The 24921-nt window shown below is 40.8% G+C and carries 25 protein-coding genes and 1 other annotated feature; of the genes, 17 read left to right on the forward strand and 8 right to left on the reverse strand.

Annotated features, from left to right (window positions below):
- Positions 1-58: 58 nt before the first annotated feature.
- The 4 genes from WMO31_RS01515 to pheS all read right to left on the reverse strand — a co-directional run bounded on the left by WMO31_RS01515 (position 59) and on the right by pheS (position 4266).
- On the reverse strand, positions 59-364 hold the full coding sequence (locus WMO31_RS01515; protein WP_021883365.1) for a hypothetical protein: 306 nt from the start codon (positions 362-364) through the stop codon (positions 59-61).
- Between the two features lie 16 nt (positions 365-380).
- Positions 381-626, reverse strand: coding sequence for an IreB family regulatory phosphoprotein (locus WMO31_RS01520; RefSeq protein WP_015523616.1), 246 nt, complete (start codon positions 624-626; stop codon positions 381-383).
- Between the two features lie 202 nt (positions 627-828).
- The gene (gene pheT / locus WMO31_RS01525) at positions 829-3198 is read right to left on the reverse strand and encodes a phenylalanine--tRNA ligase subunit beta (RefSeq protein WP_117949603.1); all 2370 of its coding nucleotides are present in this window, start codon (positions 3196-3198) and stop codon (positions 829-831) included.
- Between the two features lie 15 nt (positions 3199-3213).
- Positions 3214-4266: a phenylalanine--tRNA ligase subunit alpha gene (gene pheS, locus WMO31_RS01530; protein WP_021883363.1), complete on the reverse strand. Its 1053-nt coding sequence runs from the start codon at positions 4264-4266 to the stop codon at positions 3214-3216.
- A gap of 45 nt (positions 4267-4311) precedes the next feature.
- Positions 4312-4548 (reverse strand) — a binding site (T-box leader).
- Between the two features lie 114 nt (positions 4549-4662).
- Between pheS and WMO31_RS01535 the strand changes: the two genes are divergently transcribed.
- From WMO31_RS01535 to WMO31_RS01575, 9 genes are all read left to right on the forward strand, one after another.
- Complete coding sequence (locus WMO31_RS01535; protein WP_117949601.1) at positions 4663-5205, forward strand: DUF6106 family protein; 543 nt, start codon at positions 4663-4665, stop codon at positions 5203-5205.
- 4 nt (positions 5206-5209) lie between these two features.
- Complete coding sequence (locus tag WMO31_RS01540; RefSeq protein WP_367286128.1) at positions 5210-6082, forward strand: NAD(P)H-hydrate dehydratase; 873 nt, start codon at positions 5210-5212, stop codon at positions 6080-6082.
- 205 nt (positions 6083-6287) lie between these two features.
- Entirely contained in the window at positions 6288-6863 is a 576-nt protein-coding gene (locus WMO31_RS01545; protein ID WP_117949595.1) for an HD domain-containing protein, read from the forward strand.
- Between the two features lie 123 nt (positions 6864-6986).
- Positions 6987-7391, forward strand: coding sequence for a hypothetical protein (locus WMO31_RS01550; protein ID WP_021883360.1), 405 nt, complete (start codon positions 6987-6989; stop codon positions 7389-7391).
- A gap of 77 nt (positions 7392-7468) precedes the next feature.
- The gene (locus WMO31_RS01555; RefSeq protein WP_117949593.1) at positions 7469-7756 is read left to right on the forward strand and encodes a hypothetical protein; all 288 of its coding nucleotides are present in this window, start codon (positions 7469-7471) and stop codon (positions 7754-7756) included.
- A 225-nt stretch (positions 7757-7981) separates the two neighbouring features.
- Positions 7982-9376: a magnesium transporter gene (gene mgtE, locus WMO31_RS01560; RefSeq protein WP_367999087.1), complete on the forward strand. Its 1395-nt coding sequence runs from the start codon at positions 7982-7984 to the stop codon at positions 9374-9376.
- A gap of 91 nt (positions 9377-9467) precedes the next feature.
- Complete coding sequence (locus WMO31_RS01565) at positions 9468-10331, forward strand: hypothetical protein (protein ID WP_367999088.1); 864 nt, start codon at positions 9468-9470, stop codon at positions 10329-10331.
- Positions 10332-10444: 113 nt separating this feature from the next.
- Positions 10445-10966 carry a hypothetical protein gene (locus tag WMO31_RS01570; protein WP_295183360.1) on the forward strand — a complete coding sequence of 174 codons (522 nt, stop codon included), beginning with the start codon at positions 10445-10447 and terminating at the stop codon, positions 10964-10966.
- A 103-nt stretch (positions 10967-11069) separates the two neighbouring features.
- Positions 11070-11417 carry a type II toxin-antitoxin system PemK/MazF family toxin gene (locus WMO31_RS01575; protein ID WP_021883358.1) on the forward strand — a complete coding sequence of 116 codons (348 nt, stop codon included), beginning with the start codon at positions 11070-11072 and terminating at the stop codon, positions 11415-11417.
- A 183-nt stretch (positions 11418-11600) separates the two neighbouring features.
- On the opposite strand, the gene WMO31_RS01580 is transcribed toward WMO31_RS01575, so the two are convergent.
- A complete protein-coding gene (locus WMO31_RS01580; protein ID WP_295183362.1) occupies positions 11601-12269 on the reverse strand; it encodes a helix-turn-helix domain-containing protein in 669 nt (222 codons plus the stop codon).
- A 198-nt stretch (positions 12270-12467) separates the two neighbouring features.
- Between WMO31_RS01580 and WMO31_RS01585 the strand changes: the two genes are divergently transcribed.
- The 3 genes from WMO31_RS01585 to WMO31_RS01595 all read left to right on the forward strand — a co-directional run bounded on the left by WMO31_RS01585 (position 12468) and on the right by WMO31_RS01595 (position 15001).
- Positions 12468-13094 (forward strand): histidine phosphatase family protein, encoded by a 627-nt coding sequence (locus tag WMO31_RS01585; protein ID WP_021883356.1) that lies wholly within the window; start codon positions 12468-12470, stop codon positions 13092-13094.
- A gap of 101 nt (positions 13095-13195) precedes the next feature.
- Positions 13196-14266, forward strand: coding sequence for a 3-isopropylmalate dehydrogenase (gene leuB, locus WMO31_RS01590; protein WP_015523627.1), 1071 nt, complete (start codon positions 13196-13198; stop codon positions 14264-14266).
- A 3-nt stretch (positions 14267-14269) separates the two neighbouring features.
- Positions 14270-15001, forward strand: coding sequence for a tyrosine-protein phosphatase (locus tag WMO31_RS01595; protein ID WP_303672270.1), 732 nt, complete (start codon positions 14270-14272; stop codon positions 14999-15001).
- A 152-nt stretch (positions 15002-15153) separates the two neighbouring features.
- Here the strand turns inward: WMO31_RS01595 and nifU are convergent, their stop codons facing one another.
- The 3 genes from nifU to rnhA all read right to left on the reverse strand — a co-directional run bounded on the left by nifU (position 15154) and on the right by rnhA (position 17309).
- Entirely contained in the window at positions 15154-15585 is a 432-nt protein-coding gene (gene nifU, locus WMO31_RS01600) for a Fe-S cluster assembly scaffold protein NifU (protein WP_015523628.1), read from the reverse strand.
- 69 nt (positions 15586-15654) lie between these two features.
- The gene (gene nifS / locus WMO31_RS01605; protein ID WP_367999089.1) at positions 15655-16842 is read right to left on the reverse strand and encodes a cysteine desulfurase NifS; all 1188 of its coding nucleotides are present in this window, start codon (positions 16840-16842) and stop codon (positions 15655-15657) included.
- Between the two features lie 29 nt (positions 16843-16871).
- The gene (gene rnhA, locus WMO31_RS01610; RefSeq protein ID WP_021883353.1) at positions 16872-17309 is read right to left on the reverse strand and encodes a ribonuclease HI; all 438 of its coding nucleotides are present in this window, start codon (positions 17307-17309) and stop codon (positions 16872-16874) included.
- A 556-nt stretch (positions 17310-17865) separates the two neighbouring features.
- On the opposite strand from rnhA, the gene WMO31_RS01615 reads away from it, so the two are divergent.
- The 5 genes from WMO31_RS01615 to tilS are packed head-to-tail and all read left to right on the forward strand — an operon-like array spanning position 17866 to position 24921.
- Positions 17866-19740 carry a ribonuclease J gene (locus WMO31_RS01615; protein WP_101069954.1) on the forward strand — a complete coding sequence of 625 codons (1875 nt, stop codon included), beginning with the start codon at positions 17866-17868 and terminating at the stop codon, positions 19738-19740.
- 52 nt (positions 19741-19792) lie between these two features.
- A complete protein-coding gene (locus tag WMO31_RS01620) occupies positions 19793-21748 on the forward strand; it encodes a DHH family phosphoesterase (protein ID WP_015523630.1) in 1956 nt (651 codons plus the stop codon).
- 16 nt (positions 21749-21764) lie between these two features.
- Entirely contained in the window at positions 21765-22211 is a 447-nt protein-coding gene (gene rplI / locus WMO31_RS01625; RefSeq protein ID WP_015523631.1) for a 50S ribosomal protein L9, read from the forward strand.
- A gap of 15 nt (positions 22212-22226) precedes the next feature.
- Positions 22227-23600 carry a replicative DNA helicase gene (dnaB, locus tag WMO31_RS01630; RefSeq protein ID WP_367999090.1) on the forward strand — a complete coding sequence of 458 codons (1374 nt, stop codon included), beginning with the start codon at positions 22227-22229 and terminating at the stop codon, positions 23598-23600.
- Positions 23593-24921: a tRNA lysidine(34) synthetase TilS gene (gene tilS / locus WMO31_RS01635; protein ID WP_367999091.1), complete on the forward strand. Its 1329-nt coding sequence runs from the start codon at positions 23593-23595 to the stop codon at positions 24919-24921. Before dnaB ends, tilS begins: the two co-directional genes overlap by 8 nt.

Genomic DNA, 24921 nt, shown 5'->3' on the forward strand with positions numbered 1-24921 from the left:
GCCGTATAAGAAAAAACGGAGTAACCAAAACCGATTACTCCGTAAATTCAATGTTAAATTACATTTTGTTTGCAAGGGCTCTTTCAAGCCAGATGTCTGCAATATCCATAGCAAGGAACAATCCCTTTTTCTCGCTTGACTTAACAAGCTGTTTTCTCGGTGAAAGATAAGGGTCTGTAGCCATTAGCTGAACTGTTACCTTATCGGCAATCTCAGTTCCGTTGACATCCTTTTTACTTTTGATTTGCATTCTTATAACATACGGTTCTTCCATACTGCCGTAGTAAATCTCGTCATTGCAACGAACGAGCGGTCTGCCCTTGTAAGTCGAAAATTTCTTTTCGGTCTTTTTGGTATCTGCCACAAGGCATCATCCTTTCTTAAACATTAAGATACGATTTTACCAGTGCTTCAAGTAGGTCGTCACGGTCGATCTTGCTGATGATGTTGCGAGCGTTATTATATGTTGTAATATAGGTCGGATCCTCGCTTAAAATATATCCCACAATCTGATTAATAGGGTTATATCCTTTTTGACGGAGGGCATCATAAACGATTGTAAGCCCTGCTTTTATCTGGTCATCTTTTTCCTCACCAAGAGAAAAAATCATTGTTTTATCCAACATACTGAAACACCTCCTATTCTGCTACTATACCATATTTCAAAGTAAATTTCAAGCACTTTTTAATAAATATGCCTAATTTATGTTATTTCAATGTCAAAAACATTGCTTTGTGTGATAAAACAGCAGTAATATTTTTTAATTTTATCTTATGCTTGTCAGATTATGTCACAAAAAGGGGACGGAAAAACCGCCCCCATAATTTTTAGCCTCTGAGCTTTACTCCGTTTTCAGAAAGATTTGAAATTATCTTGTCCATAATCTTCTGAACCTCGGCTGATGAAAGTGTTCTTTCATTTGACGAGAACTCAAAGCGGATTGTTACGCTGTGAACTGTATCTGTGTCATATGTGTCAACAATCTTTGTGCTTTTGAGAATCTCTCCGCCTTCGTTTTTCCAACACTCTGCAAGGTGTGAGAAGAACATTCCCTGAGGAACTTCAACGCTGATGTCGTAGTCCATCGGCGGGAACTTTGACGGTTCGTCATAAACAATCGGAGCGGCCTTTGTGTTTGCATAAGCGTTCACATCAATTTCTGCAAATACAATTGCGGCTTTTTTGTCAATCTTCTTGTTTACTGTCGGATGAACAATGCCGATTGTACCGATATTTCTGCCGTCAAGGCATACCGAATAGAGGTTTACGGGGTGTTCGTAGCTGTGAGTCGGTTCAGCCTTTTCAAATGTGAGAGCCTTGTGCTTGATTTCATCCGTTACAACTGCGAGAATGTCACGGAGTTCAAAATAGATGTCCTTAACATTTCTTGTCTTGCTGTAAAGTGTGATTGCAAGCTTTTTGTTCTCAATGCAAAGACCGTTTTCATCAAGACCGTTTACAACTCTGCCGATTTCAAAAATACCGAAATCGTTTGAGAATGAAAGGTTTGATTTAATCTGACAAAGCTGTGTGGGAACAATTGAATTTCTTAATGTTTCAATATTCGGGTTAGTTGCGTTTGCAAGCTTAACATTATCCTCAACAGGAATGTCAATTGCCTTGAGTTCATCGTTGTATGCCCATACATATGAGTGAAGCTCGTGGAGATTGTACCTCTTAACGAGCATATCCTTGATTTTGTTTTCCGTAGTTTTAACAACGCTTGCTCTTACGGGGTAGAGGGGAGAGCGTGTTGTGTGAATTTCAAAGTTGTCATAGCCGTAAATACGGGTGATTTCTTCAATGATGTCAGCCTTGATTGTAACATCCTTTGTTGCTCTCCAGCTTGGAACCGTTACGCTGAAGTTATCGTTGTTGAGCTCAACCTTAAAGCCGAGGCTTTCGAGTGTTGCAACAATTCTGTCGTTGCTGATTTCAATGCCTGTGTAGCGGTCAACAAAGTTTTTGTCAAAGTCAAGAACAACTGTGTCATACCTGAATGCGTACTCGTCTGTGAGCGAAGAAACAACCTTGATGTCGCTGTCATACTTTTTGAGAAGATATACAAATCTTGCAATTGCAGTAACAGTCATTTCAGGATCAAGACATTTTTCATATCTCATTGATGCGTCTGTTCTGTGAGCAAGTCTTACTGTTGACTTTCTTACGGAAACTGCGTTGAATGTTGCGGATTCGAGTGTGAGAGTAGTTGTATCGTCAACAATTTCCGAATCAAGACCGCCCATGATGCCTGCAATTGCTACAGGAGTGTCGCCGTTGCAAATCATAAGTGTGTTTTCGTCAATGTTTCTTTCAACACCGTCAAGTGTTTTGAAAGTGAAGGGCTTGTCAAAACGCTTGATTCTGATTTTTTCAACCTTTCTTGAATCGAAAGCGTGCATCGGCTGTCCCATTTCAAGCATAAGGTAGTTTGTAAGGTCGGCAAGATAGTTTATTGCTCTCATACCGCAGTAGAAAAGACGGATTCTCATATTTACGGGGCTTACATTGCGGTTGATATTCTCAATCTGTAAGCAGCTGTATCTCTGACAGAGAGTGTCCTCAATCTTCATATCAATCTTTTTAAGACCGTCATATGCCTTTAAATCGTCAAGGTCAAAAGGTTTAAGCTCTCTGCCTGCAAGTGCGGCAAATTCTCTTGCAATTCCATAGTGTCCCCAAAGGTCGGGACGGTTTGTAAGCGACTTGTTATCAACCTCAAAAACGATATCGTCAATTTCATAAATGTCTTTAAGGTCTGTGCCGTTCTTTACATCGTCTGTAATTTCCATAATGCCAGAGTTGTCATCGCTGATACCGATTTCAGCCTCACTGCAGCACATACCGTTTGATGTAAAGCCAGCAAGAGCTCTTGGTGTAATCGTGATTTCGCCGATTTTAGCGCCAACCTTTGCAAAAGCGGTTTTAAGACCGACTCTTACATTCGGAGCACCGCAGACAACATCAATAAGTTCATTTTCGCCTGCATCAATTTTGAGGAGATGAAGTTTCTTTGAATCGGGATGATTTTCAACCGACTTAATTTCACCTACAACAATACCGCTGATTTCACTGCCCTTGCGGAGAATATCGTTTTCAACCTCGGCTGTGGAAAGAGAAAATTTGCGGATAAGTTCAATTTTATCAAGACCGCTCAAATCAACAAAGTCCTGAATCCAGTTCATAGATAAAAACATTTTGTATCTCCTCTCTTATTCGTCATCAGTAAACTGTGAAAGTGCTTTAAGACTGCCGCTGTTAAGGTCACGGATATCCTTGATTCCGTACTTCATCATTGCAAGTCTTGTAAGACCGAGACCAAACGCAAAGCCTGTGTATTTTTCGGGATCAATTCCGCCCTCACGCAGAACATTGGGATGAATCATACCGCAGGGGCATAACTCAAGCCAACCGCTGTGCTTACATGACGGACAACCCTCGCCGCCGCAGATAAGACAGCTGATGTCGAGTTCAAAACCCGGTTCAACGAATGGGAAAAAGCCGGGGCGAAGTCTAACCTTGATATCCTTTTTGAATACCTCGGAAAGCATTGTTTTCATAAAGTAGATAAGGTTTGAAATTGAAATGTCCTTGTCAACCATAACGCCTTCCATCTGGAAAAATGTGTTTTCGTGACAAGCGTCCGTAGCCTCGTTTCTGAAGCATCTGCCGGGGAAGATGGCTTTTATAGGTGTGCCGTTTTCAATAAGTCCCTTGCCGTACTTTTTAAGAATTGCGTTCTGTGCGGCTGATGTGTGTGACTTTAAAAGCTGACCGTTGTCAAGGTAGTAAGTGTCCTGCATATCTCTTGCGGGGTGGTGCTTCGGAATGTTAAGAGCCTCAAAGCATTCGTAGTCGGTTACGATTTCGGAGTAGTCCTCAATGTTAAATCCCATTGATGAGAAAATCTTTTCGCATTCTCTCTGAACAAGGGTGATTGGGTGATAAGAACCCCTTGCAAGCGCAACAGGCGATGTAATGTCAAACTGCGGCATCAAGGCGATTTCACGCTGAATTTCCTTTTCTTTAAGTTCCGCAAGTCTTTCTTCAATAAGCTGTGCGGCCTGTGCTTTGAGCTTGTTTACCTCAGCACCGAAAGTTTTTCTTTCCTCGTTGGGAAGGTCTTTCATACCCTTTAAAAGAGCCGTGATGCTGCCCTTTTTGCCAAGATAAGAAACTCTGATTTTATCAAGGTCGGTCAAATCTTGTGTTTCGCCGAGTCTTGACTTGATTTCGTCTTTTAAACTTAATAATTTCTCGTTCATAAATTACCTCCGTAAAAATAATAAAGCCCTGCGTAAAATCAATTACGCAGGGACGAAATAATCCGTGGTACCACCCTGATTTTTGCATCAAAGCAAACACTCCCGAAAGCAGACACTTTCACAACCTGTAACGGAGTCAGCCGTTGAGATCTACTGAAAATTTCAACCTCACCACTCGGAAGGGAACTTCACACCTGCAACACCGTTGTATGCTTTCAGCCTTGGCACACATTCTCTTTGACGGTATCACGCAAACGCTACTTTCTTCGTCATCATGTTATCTTTTTCTATGATAACACCAAAACATTTTTTTTGCAAGAGTTTTTGTATCTTTTGTTGAAAAAAACAACAGCCTGTGATATCATATGAAATATCAATCATAAAGGAGAAAATACATTGAATAATTTTAACGAACAGGTTGTAAGACGGGTTAACAAACCTAAAAATCTGATTATAAAAATTGTTTCGGTGCTTTTGCTTATTTTAGTGCCGACAACATTGTTTTTACTTGCTTTTGCAACAATTGCATATCTTATCTATGTGGCTTTTTTCGTGTTTGTAGGCGGAATTTATGCTGTTTGGTATGTGTTCAGTATTCAGAAGGTCGATTTTGAATATTCGGTTTCGGGTAATGAGCTTGAAATTGCAAAGGTTGTTGCATTGCGCAAAAGAAAAACCATGTGCAAGGTTCAGATTAACGAGATTGAAAGACTTGAAAAAGACGATACCGAAATCAAGAAGATGAGATTTCTCAAAACTTTTATCGCCGCAAGAGATATTGACTCCAAGGACGAAAACTATTTCGCTGTTTTCAACAGTCCTGCATACGGCAGATGTCTTCTTGTTTTTACTCCGAACGAGGATATTCTCAACGGTATGAAACCGCACCTCAACAAGAATATTGTGGTTCAGTTATTCTATAAAAGAAAAATGAGTTGATTGTATGACAGTAACAGATGTAAATGTTCTAAAAAGTGCAATTTTTGAACGCCCCGATGATGCAAACAAGGGAACTCTGGGTTCATTGCTCTGCGTTTGCGGAAGCTACGGAATGGCAGGAGCGGCGGTTATGTCGGCAAAGGGTGCGTTAAGAACGGGCATAGGTCTTGCAAAATGTGCCTTGCCGAGAAGCATTTACCCGATTGTTGCCCAAACGATTCTTGAGAGCGTTTACTATCCTCTCAGCGAAAATGCAGACGGCAGAATCTCAAAGGTAAATGTTCCGTTTTTAGTCAGCGAATCGTGCAAATCCTCTGCAACTCTTGTCGGTTGCGGACTCGGTGTGTGCGACGATACATTAAAAATTGTATTTTCTTTAATAGAAAATTCCACAACACCGCTTGTGCTTGACGCAGATGCACTCAATTGTGTTGCAAAACAGCCTGAAATTCTTTTAAGGAAAAAAGCCCCGATTATAATTACTCCTCACCCGGGCGAAATGTCAAGACTTACAGGTCTTGCAACTCCGCTTGTAAATGCGGAAAGGGAGAGAGTTGCCCTCGATTTTGCACAAAAGTACGGTGTTGTAACCGTTCTCAAAGGAGCAGGAACGGTAATTGCCTCGCCAAACGGCAAGGTGCTTGTGAACCCGACAGGCAATTCGGGAATGGCAACAGGCGGCAGCGGTGATGTGCTTGCAGGAATGACCGCATCAATCCTTGCACAGGGCGCAAGTGCGTTCTCATCAGCCGCAGCGGCAGTATATCTCCACGGTCTTGCAGGCGACATTGCCGCCGAAAAATACGGCAAAATCTCAATGCTCCCCACAGACCTGATAAATTGTATTCCCCTTGCCTATAAGCGTTGCGGATTTTGATTTAAAATACAAGTAGAAACGTGAATCTTTTTGCGAAAAAAGTTGTGAAAATGAAGACGATTTTGTAGGGGCAGATATTATCCACCCACAAGTAACAGCACATAATTTATATTAAGTCAGATTATATAAATGTCACAAAATTACTTTTATGCAGTAGTGTGAGGTAATGTTTTACATATAACTCTGTTTATGGAGGCGAATAAAAATGATGCCAACAAGAGCGGAAGCTGAAAAAATATTAGAAGAAGCTGAACAATGTAATTCGGGTCCTTGGGTAAATCACAGTCGCATTACAGCAAAATGTGCTGAAAAGATTGCGGAATTATGTGAAAATTTGGATTCGGAAAAGGCATACATATTAGGGTTACTCCATGATATTGGCAGAAAGTTTGGTGTTAGGCATTTAGGTCATGTTTCTGACGGATATACATATATGATGTCATTGGGATATGATGAGGTCGCAAAAATTTGCCTTACACATTCGTTTAATAATTCAACCGTAAAGGAATACATTGGTAAATTCGATGTTTCTGATGAAGAACTTGAATTGATAGAAACTGCTCTTGCTAAAGTAAATATGGATGATTATGACAAATTAATTCAGTTATGCGATGCGTTGGCAGGCAGTGACAGTGTGTTGAATATTGAAGATCGTATGAGAGATGTAAAACAAAGATATGGTTATTACCCACAAGAAAAATGGAATTCAAACATAAGATTAAAAAATTATTTTGAGAAAAAAACAGGAAATAATATATACAAAACAGTTAATCAATCGTAAGTTGAATTGTTCTTTATAAGAATAAAAAGCGTTGCGGATTTTGATTTAAAATACAAGTAAGAAACGGGAATCTTTTTGCGAAAAAAAGTTGTCAAAATGATGACGATTTTGAAAGAAGTAATTATGAAGAAAATTTTATGTTTAGTTATGTGTGTATTTCTTGTTATCGGTTTGAGTGCCTGCGGAGGAGATATAAGCAAAGTGAAGACTCACGATGTGGATTCTGAAATCTATTCCGCAGATGATATTAACTCTGCTGTTGATACTATTGAAAAAGAGTTCGACGCCAATTGGAACGGCTGTACCCTCACGGAAATTTATTATGCAGGAGATGATTACTGCACCGATTTTCAGGAATTTGCCGACAGGAATAATGCAGATGAAGTTATTGTGCTGTTATCTTCATTTGATGTTGATTCATCAGGCGGCGACGGATCATTAAATCCGAATTCCACATATAATAACTGGAACTGGATTTTAGTCAGAACAAAAGGCGGAAAATGGCAGCATATTGATCACGGATATTAAGATAAAATGCATTAATCACTTATTTGTACAATGTATTAAAAAATTCACAGGACATATAATGTATCGGGAGGTGTCTTATGACACGGAAAATCTTGATTGCATTATGTGTCCTTTTTGTTATGCCTGTTTTTGTCATTACGGGGTGTGATGAAGTGCAGGAAAATCTCACTCCGAAATCTTCGTTTATTGCCGATTTCAGCTGTGAATACAGAAAAATGAACATCACGGGAAAGCTGTCGGTAAGTGGCAAAAAGCTCATCAACATTTCGCTTGATTCTCCGAACACGGTCAGTTACAAATTTTTTACACAACAAAACTTGATTTTAATTCAAAACGGTGTTATAATCACCGTGAAAAGAATTTAAGGAGGCGAACAGTATGGACAGTTGTGATAGTCGAAGTCGAAGTACACATAACGATGGATACAGACTTGGAAGCTATTTCAGGTGTCTGTAGGTGCGCCGTTTTTTAGCAGTAAATAATCATAAAGCCTTTACCCATCGTTACAAACTATTCACAGCTTATTTTTGTGGCAGTTAATGTTACGATGGGCTTTTTACGCCCTTTTTTAGTGAAAAGGAGGCTAAATGATGAAAAATAAAGTATTAAAAGAACCGATTTATGCAGAAAGAATTGTAAATGCAGTCAAACTGTCTTGCTCAATGGAAGAGATGCGCAACAAGCTGAAGGATTACCATGACAATGACATTGCGCAAAGTTTTGAATTTTTAAACAGAGCCGAAAGAAATCTTTTGTACAGCGCACTTGATGCAAAATGGCTTGCCGAAATTATTTCTTACATTGATAACCCGTCACAGTATATCGAAGAAATTGAAATTGATAAATTGGCTGAAATTGTAAACGAAATGGATGCCGATGATGCTGTTGATCTTTGGCGTAATATTGATGAAAGTGTAAAAATAAAGCTTCGTCCGATGATTGATGATGAAACCAAAACGGACATCAGGCTAATCTATTCTTATGACGATGACGAAATCGGAAGTTTGATTACAACAAACTATATATGTATCAGGGAAAATCTTACAATCCGTGAAGCAATGCACGAGCTTGTAAGACAGGCGGGTGAAAATGATAATATTTCAACAATATATGTGGTTAATGATAAGGGTTGTTTTTGCGGTGCAATTGATTTGAAGGATTTGATTGTCGCAAGAGAAAATGTTGAATTGAAAACCCTCATAAGCTACGCATATCCCTACTTGTACGATAACGAGAAAATTTCCGACAGCGTTGTGAAGATAAAAGATTACGCTGAGGATTCGCTTCCGGTTCTTAACAGGAAAAAGAAAATGGTCGGCATTATCACCGCACAGGATGTCATTGAAACGGTTGATGACGAGATGGGCGACGATTACGCAAAGCTTGCCGGCTTGTCCTCGGAAGAAGACCTTAACGAAACTACAAAGGAAAGTATGAAAAAGCGTCTTCCGTGGCTGATTATTCTTCTGTTTCTCGGAATGGGCGTTTCGGCAGTAGTAGGAGCCTTTGAAGGCGTTGTGGCTGTTTTGCCTGTTGTAATTTGCTTTCAGTCTTTAATTCTCGATATGGCAGGAAATGTCGGCACACAGTCGCTTGCGGTTACAATCAGAGTGTTAATGGACGAAAAATTAAACGGTAAAGACAAGCTTAAATTGACGCTTAAAGAGATGAAAATAGGCTTCTGCAACGGCGGATTGCTCGGTGTGTTCGCACTTGTCTGTCTGGGAGTTTATATAGTTTTGTTTAAAGGCTATGCAATCGGAACGGCATTTTTAATTTCGGGATGTGTCGGTGTTGCATTGCTTGTTTCAATCATTATTTCAAGCCTTGTCGGAACTTTAGTTCCTATATTCTTCAAGAAAATCAAAGTTGACCCTGCCGTTGCTTCGGGTCCACTCATCACTACGGTGAATGATTTGGTTGCAGTTGTAACCTATTACGGACTTGCATGGCTGTTTTTAATTCAGATTATGCACGTGGCTTAAAAATACATAAAATAATTGTATAATTATTTAAAAAATCTGTTGACAAAATTATTTTAGGTGTTTATAATTAAGACGGGAGGGGGAAGTTATAATGTTTAGAATAACTAAATTGCTAATGCCAGTAGCATTTGTTGCCATTCTATTAATCTCAATGTTTTGTATTTCTACGAGTGCTTTAGATGATAGTTTAAAAATCCATATTTCAACTAGCGGAGACGATGTTGTTACTGCTCAAGTAGGAGATATAATAAAATATTCTATTTATATGTCTGATACTACTGAAGATGTTGTTGGAGTTAAGATGAGCGGCTTTTATGATAAAGAATATTTGTCTATTGTTGAAAATTCATTCATAACTGATTCTTTTTCTAATTCTGATATAAATGATAGTGCTGAAAATTGTTATACTTTTTTTTGGACTGATGTTAAAAATCCTACTGAAATTCATTCTGATACTTCACTTTTTTCAATTGAATTCAAGGTGGAAAAGGTTGGGGAAACAGATCTTTCTTATTTCATTACTGATATTTACGGCGATGATATGACCTATCTTAAGTCATATACTATCACTTGTAGTGTGTCTGTTAATGGAACAGAAGAGATAGAAAATGTTACACCAATTGTTAATGCTGATTGTGTAAATGATTCTAAATTTCAAGGAGGATTTATTAATTATATTGACGGAATGGGAGAAGAAAATACTCCGAATAAGTCTAGTCATGAAGTGGTGAAAACAAAAAATTCTGGTGAATCTGAAACAACTTCTTCAGTTAGTTACGGTAATGATAATTCCTCGAATACAAAACAATTTAAACATGTTACAGTATTAAAAGATGGTATGTTGGGGTCAGGTGGTGACTATACATATGTAAATGTACTCGTGGCGGGCATTATAATTCTTATAGTTTTAACTATAATAATATTGGTGTTTAAAATTAGATCTCATAGAAAATAATTAGATAATGAAAATGAGTTAATATACTAAGTTATAGTTTAAATTCAATCGTCACTTATTTGTACAATGTATTAAAAATTTCACGGGACATATAATGTATCGGGAGGTGTCTTATGGCACGGAAAATCTTGATTGCATTATGTGTCCTTTTTGTTATGCCCGTTTTTATCATTACGGGGTGTGATGAAGTGCAGGAAAATCTTACTCCGAAATCCTCGTTTACTGCCGATTTCAGCTGTGAATACAGAAAAATGAACATCACGGGAAAGCTGTCGGCAAGCGGTAAAAAACTCATCAACATTTCGCTTGATTCTCCGAACACGGTCAGCGGTTTGTCGGTTACATACAAGGGTTCGGATATTGAAATTTCAAGGGAGAATATGATTTGCTCCGCCGATGAAGCGTACATTCCCGAAAGCAGTTTCCCGAATATTACAAAAGAAATTTTATACGGAATTGCAGACGGCAGGGCGGTTTTTGAGGGGAAGTGCGAAGATGTGTGTACATACAGACTTGATTCAGCGTTCGGCAAAGCCGTTGTCAGCACAAATTCAAAGGGCTGCATAAGCAAAATCAGCGTTGACGGCGAAGATTACGAAATGGTGCTTTCCAATGTGAAAGATGCAAACGGCTGAACCGATTCACAAATTTTACGCTCAAAAATATTATGTAATAGCTGTATAAAAGCTTTTGGAAAGGCAAAAATACAAGTAAACAATTATTTGGAGCGTGAAAGCCTTGAATATACGAAGAGGAGATATTTATTATGCCGACCTGAGTCCCGTTGTAGGCTCTGAGCAGGGCGGAATCAGACCTGTGCTTATTGTTCAGAATAATGTCGGCAACCGATTCAGTCCGACTGTAATCGCCGCCGCAATTACAAGTCAGCAGTCAAAGGCGAATTTGCCTACCCACATTCCATTGCACGCCGACAGCTCAGGACTCGCCAAAGACAGCGTTGTTTTGCTTGAACAGGTACGAACAATCGACAAAAAACGGCTCAAAGAAAAAATGGGTACTGTTGATGAAAATTCTATGAACGAAATAAATAACGCAATATCAATCTCGTTCGGTCTTAACGCATAATTCCGCATTACATACGGATAATGCTATAAAAGAAAATAAACAGACAACAAAACGGTCGGTTCAGCTTGAGAAAAACTCCAAGCCAACCGACCGTTGTTTGTTGTGTTACTTTACTTCTATGCTACATTATAAGCGTATATGTAGCACGAAAGTAAACTTATTATTCTGAAAAGCAGTTAAAAATCATCTTTTTCCTGCATAGACATTTTTTATGTTTCTTTCGGAATATTGAATTAGGTTGAATAGTGACGGGGCGTTTTTTTCAAAACATACCGAAATGACATCGGGAGAGAGGGTGAGGGTAAGCTTCTCATTTTCAATAAGTTCGTTGATGATTTCAAGGTCAAGAATCATTGATGCGTCCGTGAGATTTCTGTAGCGGTTCTTATCAAGCGAAAACATAGTTTGCGAGTTATTTTTTTCGGAATTATAAATCGTGCGGAAAATTACATATTCGGCGCTCATAAGGTAGTTGCTGACTGAGTTTGTAAGGTGCTTGTTGCCGATTTTTGCAAGCAAATCGTAGATTACCGAGGTGGTGTTCATCAAAAGACTGCGGTTTATTTTGTTGATCATACTGCCTTTTTCGGTATTGATGACAACCTCTTCTTCGGCAGCCTCAAAAGGATCGGCTGTGAAATTTCTCTGTACGGTTCTGCCGAGAAGATAATCGGTTGAAACACCGTAGTATTCGGCTGTTTTTACGAGAAAATCGAGACCGCATTCACGGATTCCCTTTTCATAATGTGACAAAAGTGCCTGCGAAATTCCCATATCGCCTGCAACCTGTTTTTGACTCAAACCTCTTTCTTTACGAAGAAATGTTATAATTCTCGGAAAATCTTTGTTCAAGACTTGACACCTCATTTTTAAAGATAGTATAATTAACTTGATTGTCAGAAAAAGCAAAGCAGAAATTGCTCTGATAATATATAGTGCATTGAAAGCATTTACAGCAATATACTTTCTATACAGACAGTATAATACAAAATTTACTTTTTGTAAATAATTAAGTGCCGATTTGCTGAAAGTCGGTTTATGGGAGAAGTTATGAAATCATACATAATTCATTTTATAAGACACGGTTCGATTGATGATACACTTGCGGGGAAATATATCGGAACAACAGACGCTCCGCTTTCCGACAGGGGCAGAATGGATTTGAGAAAACTCGATTATGAGTACAAATATCCGGGTACGCAGGTTGTGTTCACAAGTCCGTTAAAGCGTTGTACCGAAACCGCAAAAATTCTTTATCCCGAACAAAATCCGCTTGTTATCGACAACCTTTCCGAATGTAATTTCGGTGAATGGGAGGGCAAAACTGCCGATGAGCTGAAAAACGATCCCGATTTTAAAAAGTGGCTCGCAGGCGATTCTTCCGTAAAACCTCCGAGGGGGGAGAGCAATGCTGATTTTACACGCAGAGTATGCAAAATGTTTGAAAGCATTGTTGAGGGACTTATGAAAACAGGCACAACCGAAAGTGTAATTGTCACTCACGGCGGTGTTATTATGACCTTGCTTGCAGTCTACGGACTTCCGCAGGCAAAACCGTTTGAATGGACAATGGACAATGGTTTCGGCTATTCACTCAGAGTTACTCCCGTACTTTGGCAGAGGGATAAAGTCTGTGAAGTTTTTCAGACGATTCCGCTTCCGTCGGAGAATGACTGATTTTTTGAAACTTTGGCAGAATTGTAGCACAGTTTACAATCTTTTGCCGTATATTGTGGGATAATATCCATTGATAAACAATTGATTAAGGAGATATAAAAATGGCAGATTATAAAATTACTCTTTTAAAGGGCGACGGTATCGGTCCTGAAATCGTAAATCAGGCTGTAAAGGTTCTTGATTGTGCCGCTGAAAAATTTGGCTTTGGCGTTACATATGACGAGGCACTTCTCGGCGGTTGTGCTATTGACGCAACAGGTGTTCCGCTTCCCGATGAAACAGTTGCAAAGTGTAAGGCGTCGGACAGCGTGCTTCTCGGTGCGGTAGGCGGTCCTAAGTGGGATTCACAGCCGGGTAACAACCGTCCCGAGGCAGGACTTCTCGGTATCAGAGGCGCACTCGGACTTTTCGCAAATCTTCGTCCGTCGGTTATTTTCGGACCGCTCAAAAGTGCATCACCTATCAAGGATGAAATTATCGGCGGCAACCTCGATGTTATGATTGTTCGTGAGCTTACAGGCGGTATCTACTTTGGCGAAAGAGGCAGAAAAGAAGTTAACGGTCAGCCTGCGGCTTGGGATACGGAAATGTACACAATCGGTGAGGTTGAGAGAATTGCAAGAGTTGCTTTTGACCTTGCTATGAAGAGAAATAAAAAGCTCACAAGCGTAGATAAGGCAAATGTTCTTGAGTCTTCAAGACTTTGGAGAGAAACAGTTAAGAGAGTTGCCGAGGATTATCCCGAGGTTGAGCTTAACCATATGTATGTTGACAACTGCGCTATGCAGCTTGTAAGAAATCCACGTCAGTTTGATGTTATTCTCACATCAAATATCTTCGGTGATATTCTTTCTGACGAGGCATCAATGATTGCCGGCTCAATCGGTATGCTCGCATCTGCAAGCCTTTCGGGCAGCAAGCTCGGTCTTTATGAGCCTATCCACGGTTCTGCTCCTGACATTGCGGGTCAGAATATCGCAAATCCGCTTGCTACAATTCTTTCTGTTGCAATGATGCTCCGTTATTCACTTGATCAGAGCGAGGCGGCAGACGCAATTGAGGCAGCTGTTGCAAAGGTTCTTGAAACCTACCGTACGCCCGATATCTATGAAGAGGGCTTCACAAAGGTTGGCTGTGACGAAATGGGCGACCGTGTTTGTGAGGCACTTTAATTGGTGAACGGTATGCAGCTTTTCGATATGCACTCTCATATTCTTCCGGGTATAGATGACGGTGCAAAAACGGTTGAGGACAGTCTGGAGTTGCTCTCCTGTCTTAAAAATCAGGGAGTAACGAATGTTTGTCTTACACCTCATTTTTATACAAATGAAATCAGCCTTGAAGATTTTATTGCCGAGAGGGCGGAAAAGTTTGAAAAATTCAAGCCGCACATTCCGAACGGTATGAATATCGTTCTCGGAACAGAGGTTTATGTTACAAAGTATCTTTTCAACAATGAAAATATCAAAGGTATAAACTACGGAAATTCAAACTATATTCTCACTGAGTTTCCGTATAATGCAACATTTTCGGACAATTCGTATGAAATGCTCGACAGGCTTATGAGCGAACAGGGACTTATTCCCGTAATTCCTCATGTTGAGCGTTACAGCTTTCTTGTTGACAATCCTGATGTGATTGAAGATTTAAAACGGCTCGGTGTTGTTATTCAGACAAATATTTCAAATTACACAAAGAAAGCTCCGATGATGAAACGCCGCAGAATGTTAAAGCTTGTAAGTGCGGGACTTATCGACATTATCGGTACGGACGCACATTCATTCAATCATAATACACCTGAGCTTTATTCCGATGCAATCGAATGTATTGCCAAAAAATGCGGTCAGCAGGCGGTTGACAGATTGATGAAAAACAGCGAAAAAATCTTTAATGCCGCAATCGGCTGATATATTGCAAAATAATAATCACACAAATAAAAAACGATTGATTTCCTTTCGGATTTCAATCGTTTTTTTGTGCAACTGATTCTACGGTATAATCGGGAGCAAAAAAATGCCCGACTTTTACGCAGTCGGGCAGATGTATGATTTTAAGTTAATTAGCCTTCACAGCCACAGCTGTCACATTCGGGAACATTGCCCACGATTGGCTCGGGATCAACGCCTCTTCTTTTGTAGTAGTCCGAAACGGCTGCCTTGATTGCCTGTTCTGCAAGAACAGAGCAGTGAACCTTGACAGGCGGAAGTCCGTCAAGAGCCTCCATAACCGCCTTGTTTGTGAGCTTGAGAGCGTCATTGATTGACTTGCCCTTGATAAGCTCTGTTGCCATACTGCTTGTTGCAATAGCCGCACCGCAGCCGAATGTTTTAAATTTTACATCTGTGATGATATCGTTATCAACCTTAATGTACATTTTCATAATATCGCCGCATTTTGAGTTACCGACCTCGCCAATGCCGTCTGCGTTTTCAATTTCGCCTACATTTCTCGGATTAGCGAAATGATCCATTACTTTTTCCGAATAAGCCATTTTAATCCTCCTGAATATATTGTTGCCGAATATCTATTCAATTCTATACGAATTTTAACGGGTTGTCAATCAACCCTGAGCTTCCTGCTTTTTAATCTTTTCCCAAAGAGGTGACATACTTCTGAGGTACGAAACAATTTCGGGAACGATTTCAAGAATATAATCAATATCTTCCTTTGTATTGTCGTCAGAGAATGAAAGACGCATACTGCCGTGAGCAATTTCGTGGGGAAGACCGATTGCAAGAAGTACATGACTCGGATCAAGACTGCCCGATGTACATGCAGAACCCGATGATGCCGAGACACCCTTGAGGTCAAGTCTTAAAAGAAGGCTTTCACCCTCAATACCCTCAAAGCACATATTGACATTGCCGGGGAGTCTGTGAACTCTGTCACCGTTGATTCTTGAACGCTCAATCTTTAAAAGACCGTCGATAAGTCTGTCACGCATCTTTTCAAGCTTTGCGTTTCTTTCGTCCATACCGTCAACTGCAAGCTGAAGCGCGGCATCAAGACCGACAATACCTGCAACATTTTCGGTACCGGCACGCTTGTTCCTCTCCTGAGCACCGCCGCAGATGAGGTTTTCAATTCTTACGCCTTTTCTGATGTAGAGAAGACCGCAGCCCTTCGGTCCGTGGAGCTTGTGTGCTGTCATTGAAAGAAGGTCAATGTTTTCTTTCTGAACATCAATCTTCACATAACCTGCCGCCTGAACTGCGTCTGTATGGAAAAGAACACCGTGCTTTCTGCAAATTGCACCGATTTCGGAAATCGGCTGAATTGTACCGATTTCGTTGTTTGCATACATAATCGATACTATAGCCGTATCCTCACGAATTGCATTTTCAACATCCTCGGGATGAACAATACCGTTTTCGTAAACATCAAGATAAGTAACCTCAAAGCCTTCCTTTTCAAGAGCATCACATGTGTGAAGAATAGCGTGATGTTCAAACTTTGAAGTAATGATGTGCTTTTTGCCCTTTGCCTTTAGAGCGTGACAAACACCCTTGAGTGCCCAGTTGTCGGATTCACTTCCGCCTGAGGTAAAGTAAATTTCATTCGGGTTAGCCGCACCGAGATTCTTTGCAATGTTTTCTCTTGCAGTTTCTACGGCAGCCTTTGCCTTTGCACCGATTGTATAAATGCTTGACGGGTTTCCGTAAACCTCGGTGAGGTATGGCATCATTTTTTCAAGCACCTTCGGCGAAAGTGCTGTAGTAGCCGAGTTGTCGGCATAAACATATCTCATTTTATATCCACCTTTATATAAGTTTATTGTTATGCAAATTGTTTTGCGGCTGCAACGGCAAGTCGGTCGCAACGCTCGTTTTCGGGATGACCTGCGTGTCCTTTTACCCACACAATTTCAACCTCGTGAGTATCATACAGGGTAAGAAGCCTGTCCCAAAGTTCGGGGTTCAAAGCCTTTTCTTTTTTATTACGCATCCAGTTGTTTGCTTTCCACTTTTTAGCCCAACCGAGCTTTAGTGCGTTGCAAACATACTGCGAGTCGCTGTAAAGCGTTACCTTGCACGGTTCTTTGAGCAGAGCAAGTGCATTGATAACAGCCGAAAGCTCCATACGGTTGTTGGTTGTGTTTGCCTCACCGCCTGAAATTTCCTTTTCGTGACCGTTATATCTTAAAACAGCACCCCAACCGCCGGGACCGGGATTTCCGCTGCAAGCACCGTCTGTAAAAATTTCAACTTGTTTCAAAAATAATTCTCCTTTAATTCAGAGTGTACTAATTATTCAAAATATTAAAATCCGCACTATAGATTATAATACGCTGAAACGACAATTGCAACCCATTATTTGATATAATTCTGATAACTTTGGTAGGTGTTTGAACAAATTTTGAAATTTATACACAATATTGCAATTAAAAAATCGCTTACGGGTTTTATTTTACGGAAATTTCAAATTTTTATGCATAAAATTGCCTTTGTTATGCGGATTGCAAGCCTTGGGTTTTGTGTTTGTTATGAAAATTTCTTGACATTACAGTAGGATATGCGGTAAAATAAAATGAAAAACTATGATAGGGTAGCTATGTGTTGTCATAATTACGGGAATAAAATTCGTATATTTTACGGATATTATTATAAATACAGATGTTCACCGTTATCAGAACGGAGAATTTATTTTATAAATAAATTAAGACCTCACGGGCGCTCAGAGGTCTTTGATATATTTATTTTTCTTTTATTCAGTACATATTTCAGAAAATGGAGGTAGATTTGTGAGTACAGAAAAGAGGAACGAAAACTATATGCTTAAACAGTCAAGGTACTCAAAAGGCAAAAAGAATGTGAAGCAATACTCTAAAAATAATGCTTCAAAAAAGAGCGGTTCGGGTAAAAATTCCTACAACGCTTACTATAAGAAAAATGATGACGGATTTCAGCCGAAATCGAACGGAAAGTCAAATTACGGCAAAAAGAAATATCCGTCAAAGTCAAAGGGTTATCCAAAAAAGAATGCTCAGAAGCCGTCAATTAAGATTGCATTTCTCGGCGGTCTTAACGAAATAGGCAAGAACATCACCCTTGTTGAATGTGAAAACGATATAATCATCATCGACTGCGGTATGGCATTTCCTGACGGGGATATGCTCGGCGTTGACCTTGTAATTCCGGATTTCACATATATTGAACAGAATGCCGACAGAGTTAAGGGTATTATCCTTACACACGGACATGAGGATCACATCGGCGGTTTGCCTTTTCTTCTTTCAAAGGTGAATGTTCCGATTTACGGTACACCGCTTACGCTCGGTCTTGTAGGCAACAAGCTCAAGGAGCATAGTCTTTACAATCAATCTCAGCTTAATGTAATAAATGCAGGTCAGTCAATAAAGCTCGGTTGTATGAAGATTGACTTCATTCATGTAAACCATTCGATTCCCGATGCTGTTGCTTTTGCAATTCACACTCCGGGCGGTACTATTGTTCACACGGGCGACTTCAAGATTGACTGCACACCTATCACGGGTGATATGATTGACCTTTCAAGCTTTGCAAGAGTGGGCGACGAAGGTGTTCTTGCACTTCTTTCGGAGAGTACAAATGCCGAAAGACCCGGATACACCCCTACGGAAAGAACTGTATCCGACAGCCTTGATAATCTTTTCAAGAGTGCGGAAAATTACAGAATTATAATTGCAACTTTTGCATCAAATGTAAACCGTGTTCAGCAGATTATTGACTGTGCAGAAAAGTACGGAAGAAAGGTTGCTTTTTCGGGCAGAAGTATGGTCAACTATATGGATGTTGCACAAAAGCTCGGATATCTTCATCTTCCCGAAAATATTCTTATCGATATTGATATGCTCGACAAGTATATGCCGCAGCAGGTTGTTCTTGTTACAACAGGCAGTCAGGGCGAGCCGATGAGCGCACTTTCAAGAATGGCATATTCAGACCACCGCAAGGTAATGGTCGGTGAGGGTGATTTCATCATAATTTCAGCCAATCCGATTCCCGGTAATGAGAAAACAGTCGGCAATGTTGTTGACGAACTTCTTAAAAAGGGTTGTAAGGTAATTTATGAGTCAATGTATGAAGTTCATGTTTCAGGTCATGCCTGTCAGGAGGAACTCAAAATCATGCAGAAGCTTGTAAAGCCAAAGTATTTTATCCCTGTTCACGGCGAACAGAAACACCTCAGAAAACATGCCGACCTTGCAATGTTTCTCGGTATGGAACGCAAGAACATTTATATCGGTGATGTCGGAAGTGTTCTTGAAATCAACGAGGATTATATGAAAGAGCTTCCGCCTGTTCAGGCAGGCAAGGTGTTCGTTGACGGTCTTGGCGTTGGTGATGTCGGAAGTATCGTTCTTCGAGACAGAAAGCACCTCGGACAGGACGGACTTATCATTATTGTTGCTTCTCTTGATGTTTATGACGGTCATGTTATCAGCGGTCCCGATATTGTTTCAAGAGGATTTGTATATGTTCGTGAGAGCGAAAGACTTCTTGAAGAGGTCAAGCAGACCGCTCTTGCAATTCTTGAGGATTGTGCAGAGAATAATGTTCACGAATGGGGCATTATTAAGAACAGAATCAAGGATGATGTTTCAAAACTTATCGGTCAGCGTACAAGGAGAGCTCCGATGATTCTTCCTATTCTTCAGGAGGTTTAAGTTTTATTCGCTGATTTATTTTTTGCTATTTTGTTATTAACAGAGGTTTGACATGAGAAAAAGAAATTGGACGCTTACACCGTGGTTCATAATTTTTTCGGTGATAATGTTTGCCATGGCTGTTGTCAGCTATGACTATTCGCCTGTTGTGTTCTATATCGAACTCGGTGTGTCTGTTCTTTCCTTAGCCGTTGTGCTTATAACTTCATTGCGATTTACAAGCTATGTAAAAAGTACGGTAAAAAATATAGTCGGAAGTATAAAGGGTATTAACGAAGAGTACCTTGAAAAATTCAGTTGCCCTGTTGCCGTTATAGGCAGACAGGGTGACATTGTATGGTGCAATTCACGATTCCGCAAGGCTATGTGCGGCGGAAAGGGTGCAGAGGGCGATAATATCAAAGCCTACCTTTCGGGAAAAGAAATTGACTGTCTGAAAAAGGGTGAGGGCTGTGATGTTGCCATTGACGGCAGAGAATACACGGTTTATTGCCGTTCTACAGGCGAGGGCGCTGTCTGTGAATTTATCGAAAACACCTATTACAAGCAGATTACAAGGGAATATCTTGCTTCCAAGCCGTGCGTTGCGATTGCCGTTTTTGATAATGCAGAGGACTTTTCCGATAACTCGGACGAGTCGTTTTCCGAGGCAATGCTCGATATTGAAGTTTGCCTGCAAAAGTGGGCGGAGCAGTATTCGGCTCTTTACAAAAAAATCGGCAACAACCGTTATATGATAATTTTCAGAGATGCCGATGTTGAAAAAATGGCAGCCGATAAGTTTCCGATTCTTAAAACTATTCGAGGAATTACGATAAACAACCACAGTGCGTCAATCTCGGTAGGTCTTTGCCGAGGTTATAATAACATCAAAGAGAGCGAGCTCAACGCAAGAAAAGCCCTTGAAATGGCACTGGGCAGAGGTGGCGATCAGGTTGCTGTCATTAAAAAAGACAATACATACGAGTTCTTCGGCGGAAAGGTTGCCGCAGCGGAAAAGGCAAGCAAGGTGCGTATGAGAGTTATTGCAAACGCAATCAGCCGTGTTGTTGCCGACTGCGACAAGATCTTTATTATGGGACACAAGTTTTCCGACCTTGACTGTGTAGGTGCGGCAATCGGACTTCAATGCATAATGGAGAAAACTTTCAAGCGTTATTCAAAGGTTGTCATTAACCGAGAAACCTCAATGGCAAAACAGCTCATTGAATATACTGATGAAAAACTCGACACCGATATATTCATTTCTCCGGAAGCCGCTCTTTCGGGACTTACCCAGAAGTCGCTTCTTATCATAGTTGATACGCACCTGAAGCGTTCTCTTGAAAGTACGGAACTCTACGAAAAATGTAAAAAGGTTATCATTATCGACCACCACAGAAAGGCGGTTGATTACATAAACAACGCTCTTGTGTTCTGTCACGAACCCTCGGCGTCTTCAACCTGTGAAATGTGCAGTGAAATAATCAGCTGTCTTGATGATTCTCCGCTCACATATGTTCAGGCAGACGCAATGCTTGCAGGCATTACACTTGACACAAAGAATTTTGCCGTTAAAACAGGTGTGCGCACATTTGAGGCGGCGGCTTATCTGAGAAAAAGAGGTGCAAACACGCTCACCGTAAAGGGTATGTTCTCCGATAACATCGAAACCTACCGTGAAAAGGTTGACATTGTGTGCAAGGCTCATGTTTACCGTGGCTGTGCAATTTCGATTGCGCCGAGCGGTGACGGCGATATAAGGCTTGCGTCGGCTCAGGCGGCTGATGAAATGCTCAACCTCAAAGGTGTTGACGCATCCTTCGTTCTTTTTGAAGACAACAGTCAAATTAACATTTCAGCAAGAAGCTACGGTAATGTTAATGTTCAGATTATAATGGAAAAGCTTGGCGGCGGCGGTCATCAGACCATGGCGGCGACACAGCTTAAAAACACTACAAAAGAGCTTGCTTATCAACAGTTGCTGTCTGAAATTGACAACACACTTGATGATGAGGAAAACTCGTAAGAAAGGTTGATTGGTTATGAAAGTAATTTTAATGCAGGATGTAAAATCACTCGGCAAAAAAGGCGAGCTTGTTGAGGCATCTGACGGCTATGCAAGAAACTTTCTCCTTCCGAGAAAGCTTGCAAAAGAGGCAAACGCTCAGGCTATGAATGAATATAAGAATGCCGAGAATTCCAAAAATTATAAAATTGCAACCCAAAAGGCTCAGGCAGAACATGACAAAAAGACTCTTGAGGGCAAAACCTTCAAGATGACTGCAAAAGCAGGACAGGGCGGCAGACTTTTTGGCAGCGTAACTTCAAAGCAGGTTGCCGAAGAAATCAAAAAGCAGTACAACATTGATGTTGACAAGCGCAAGGTTGTTCTTGACTGCGACATTAAAGAATTCGGTACATATCACGCAGAGGTAAAGCTCTTTACAGGCGTTTCTGCAAAGATTGATGTTCAGGTATCCGAGGCATAATAAACAGGAGTAAAAATGGCTGATTTAAATTTTGCGGGCAGTTATGACGGACTTCATCTGCCGTACAGCCCCGAAGCGGAACAAGCAGTTTTAGGTGCAATCATTCTTGAAAGCGACACCTTTGACAAGGTTGTTGATACCCTGAAAAGCCCCGATTATTTCTATGTTTCTTTGCATAAGCTGATTTTTGCACAGATGCAGGAGATGATCGGACTCGGTCTGAACATCGACTTTGTTACACTGCTTGAAAGGTTAAAACAGAATAAGGCTTTTGACGAGACAACGGGAAAAACCTACCTTATGGATCTTGTCAACAATTGTCCGTCAATTTCCAATGCCGAGGAGTATGCGAAGATTATTGCGGAAAAGTACAATGTTCGCAGACTTATTACGGCGTCCCGAGAAATTATTGATGACGCAACTGCAGGCAACGATGATCCCTCGGTTCTGATTGATTCGGCAGAACAGAAGATTTTTGACATCAGACAGGGCAATGAAAAGCACGGTCTTGAGCGTATCAACTCGGTAATTTTACAGACTTTTGACCGACTTGACGCACTCAACAGCGAAACCGACAACAGTATGAAACCTATCCCAACGGGCATAGGCGACCTTGACCGAATGATTACGGGACTTAACCGTTCCGACCTTATCATTCTTGCCGCCCGACCGGGTATGGGTAAAACGAGTTTCGCACTCAATATTGCACGAAATGTTGCGTGTAAGTCTAAAAAGACCGTTGCGTTTTTCTCGCTTGAAATGTCAAAGGAACAGCTTGCAAGCCGTCTGCTTTCAAGTGAGGCACTTATCGGCGGTACAAAACTGAGAACAGGTCAGCTTACCGAGGAGGAGTGGTCAAGACTTATCCCCGCAAGCGATATTCTCAGCAAAACCGACCTCTATCTTGACGATACTCCGGGTATTACAATTCCTGAGATGAAGTCAAGACTTCGCCGACTTCACAACCTTGACCTCGTTGTAATCGACTATCTTCAGCTTATGTCGAGCGGCAGGAAGATTGACAGCCGTGTAAATGAAATTTCGGAAATCACACGAAATCTGAAAATTCTTGCAAAGGAAATGAATGTTCCCGTAATCACCCTGTCACAGCTTTCCCGTGCTGCAGAAAAGCGTGATGACCACAGACCGCAGATTGCCGACCTGAGAGATTCGGGTTCTATCGAGCAGGATGCCGATATCGTACTGTTCCTTTATCGTGAGGGCTACTATGACAAAGAGGGCGGAGAGGATTCTGCCGCACCGACAGCCGATATGAATTCGGGCGAGTGTATCGTAGCAAAGAACCGTCACGGTGAAACTAATATTGTAAAACTGCATTGGCAGGGCGAGTTCATGCGCTTTACGGGAACGGACAACCGAGATGCTTAACCGTGTTACAGCAACCGTTGAAAAATACGGCTTGCTTGAAAAAGGTGACAGCGTAATCGTTGCACTTTCGGGCGGAGCTGATTCTACGGCTTTGTTAAGTATTTTTATTTCTCTGAAAGAAAAATACAATCTTTCGATTTATGCCGCTCATATCAACCACAATATTCGTGGTGATGAGGCAAAGCGTGATGAAAATTTCTGCAAAATTCTTTGTAAGAAATTTAACACGGAACTTTTCATAAAAAGCGTTGATGTTCCCACACTTGCCAAACAGCAGAAAATCAGCGAAGAGCTTTGCGGAAGAAATGTCCGCTACGCTTTCTTTGAAGAGCTTTCGCAAAAACTTTGTGCAAAGATTGCAACCGCTCACACGGCATCCGACAATGCCGAAACGCTGATATTCAATATTGCAAGGGGTGCGTCTTTGGCAGGCTTGTCGGCAATTCCTCCAAAACGGGGGAACATAATCAGACCGCTGATTGAACTTTCGAGAGGTGACATTGAAAGCTATTGTGAGGAAAACAACCTTGAATATGTTACCGACAGTACGAATCTTGCTGATGATTACACACGAAATTACATTAGGCATAACATTATTCCGTGTCTTAAAAAGCTGAATCCTTCTTTTGAACGGACGGCTTTAGGCTTGAGTGAAAATGCCGGAGAATCGGTTGCTTTCATTAAGAAATGTGCCGAAAAAGCCGTGCATGACTGCAAAGGTGATTTTGGCTACGACTGCAAAAAGCTGTTGAGCCTTGATTCTGCCGTTCTGAAGGAAATGTTGTTTATTTTGTTAAAGAATAATCGCAACATTTCTCCCGAAAGAAAAACAATTTTACTATTGTGTGAAATAATCAGAAACGGAGGAAGCGTTGAACTGTCAAAACAATGCACAGCCGTTTCAAAACAGGGAATACTCCGCTTTGTATGTCCTAAAAACTCCCCTGATTTTAATGAAATTCCGTTAAAGAATAATATGACCTTTTCTTATGACGGAAAAATATACACGGTAAATGAAATTACCGAAAAAGTAACAAATCAAAATAACCTCGTTTCCAAAAAGCGGCTTGGCGAAAATCCTGTTTTTCGCACACGCAGAGCAGGCGACAGGTTTACATATCCGGACCGCATGGTCACAAAACCGCTCCGCAAGGTTTTTAACGAACAGAAAATCCCGTCCGAAATGAGGGACAGGCTGTTACTGCTTGCGGTATCCAACACCGTTTTGTGGTGTGAAAAGCTTGGTGTTTCATTGCAGGGAAAGGCAGATGACACCGAAAAAACCGAAAAATTACTCATAAATATAGACAAAGAGGGTTAA

The sequence above is a fragment of the Ruminococcoides intestinale genome, assembly GCF_040095935.1.
GTDB classification, from domain to species: domain Bacteria; phylum Bacillota; class Clostridia; order Oscillospirales; family Acutalibacteraceae; genus Ruminococcoides; species Ruminococcoides intestinale.

Coding starts and splice junctions, on each gene's coding strand:
- dnaB (WP_367999090.1), top strand. CDS start 22,227: ATGGCTGATTTAAATTTTGCGGGCAGTTATGACGGACTTCATCTGCCG.
- pheT (WP_117949603.1), bottom strand. CDS start 3,198: ATGTTTTTATCTATGAACTGGATTCAGGACTTTGTTGATTTGAGCGGT.
- tilS (WP_367999091.1), top strand. CDS start 23,593: ATGCTTAACCGTGTTACAGCAACCGTTGAAAAATACGGCTTGCTTGAA.
- WMO31_RS01565 (WP_367999088.1), top strand. CDS start 9,468: ATGTTTAGAATAACTAAATTGCTAATGCCAGTAGCATTTGTTGCCATT.
- WMO31_RS01550 (WP_021883360.1), top strand. CDS start 6,987: ATGAAGAAAATTTTATGTTTAGTTATGTGTGTATTTCTTGTTATCGGT.
- mgtE (WP_367999087.1), top strand. CDS start 7,982: ATGAAAAATAAAGTATTAAAAGAACCGATTTATGCAGAAAGAATTGTA.
- WMO31_RS01520 (WP_015523616.1), bottom strand. CDS start 626: ATGTTGGATAAAACAATGATTTTTTCTCTTGGTGAGGAAAAAGATGAC.
- WMO31_RS01620 (WP_015523630.1), top strand. CDS start 19,793: ATGAGAAAAAGAAATTGGACGCTTACACCGTGGTTCATAATTTTTTCG.
- WMO31_RS01585 (WP_021883356.1), top strand. CDS start 12,468: ATGAAATCATACATAATTCATTTTATAAGACACGGTTCGATTGATGAT.
- WMO31_RS01545 (WP_117949595.1), top strand. CDS start 6,288: ATGATGCCAACAAGAGCGGAAGCTGAAAAAATATTAGAAGAAGCTGAA.
- WMO31_RS01540 (WP_367286128.1), top strand. CDS start 5,210: ATGACAGTAACAGATGTAAATGTTCTAAAAAGTGCAATTTTTGAACGC.
- WMO31_RS01615 (WP_101069954.1), top strand. CDS start 17,866: ATGCTTAAACAGTCAAGGTACTCAAAAGGCAAAAAGAATGTGAAGCAA.
- nifS (WP_367999089.1), bottom strand. CDS start 16,842: ATGAGATATGTTTATGCCGACAACTCGGCTACTACAGCACTTTCGCCG.
- leuB (WP_015523627.1), top strand. CDS start 13,196: ATGGCAGATTATAAAATTACTCTTTTAAAGGGCGACGGTATCGGTCCT.
- nifU (WP_015523628.1), bottom strand. CDS start 15,585: ATGGCTTATTCGGAAAAAGTAATGGATCATTTCGCTAATCCGAGAAAT.
- pheS (WP_021883363.1), bottom strand. CDS start 4,266: ATGAACGAGAAATTATTAAGTTTAAAAGACGAAATCAAGTCAAGACTC.
- WMO31_RS01570 (WP_295183360.1), top strand. CDS start 10,445: ATGGCACGGAAAATCTTGATTGCATTATGTGTCCTTTTTGTTATGCCC.
- rplI (WP_015523631.1), top strand. CDS start 21,765: ATGAAAGTAATTTTAATGCAGGATGTAAAATCACTCGGCAAAAAAGGC.
- WMO31_RS01555 (WP_117949593.1), top strand. CDS start 7,469: ATGACACGGAAAATCTTGATTGCATTATGTGTCCTTTTTGTTATGCCT.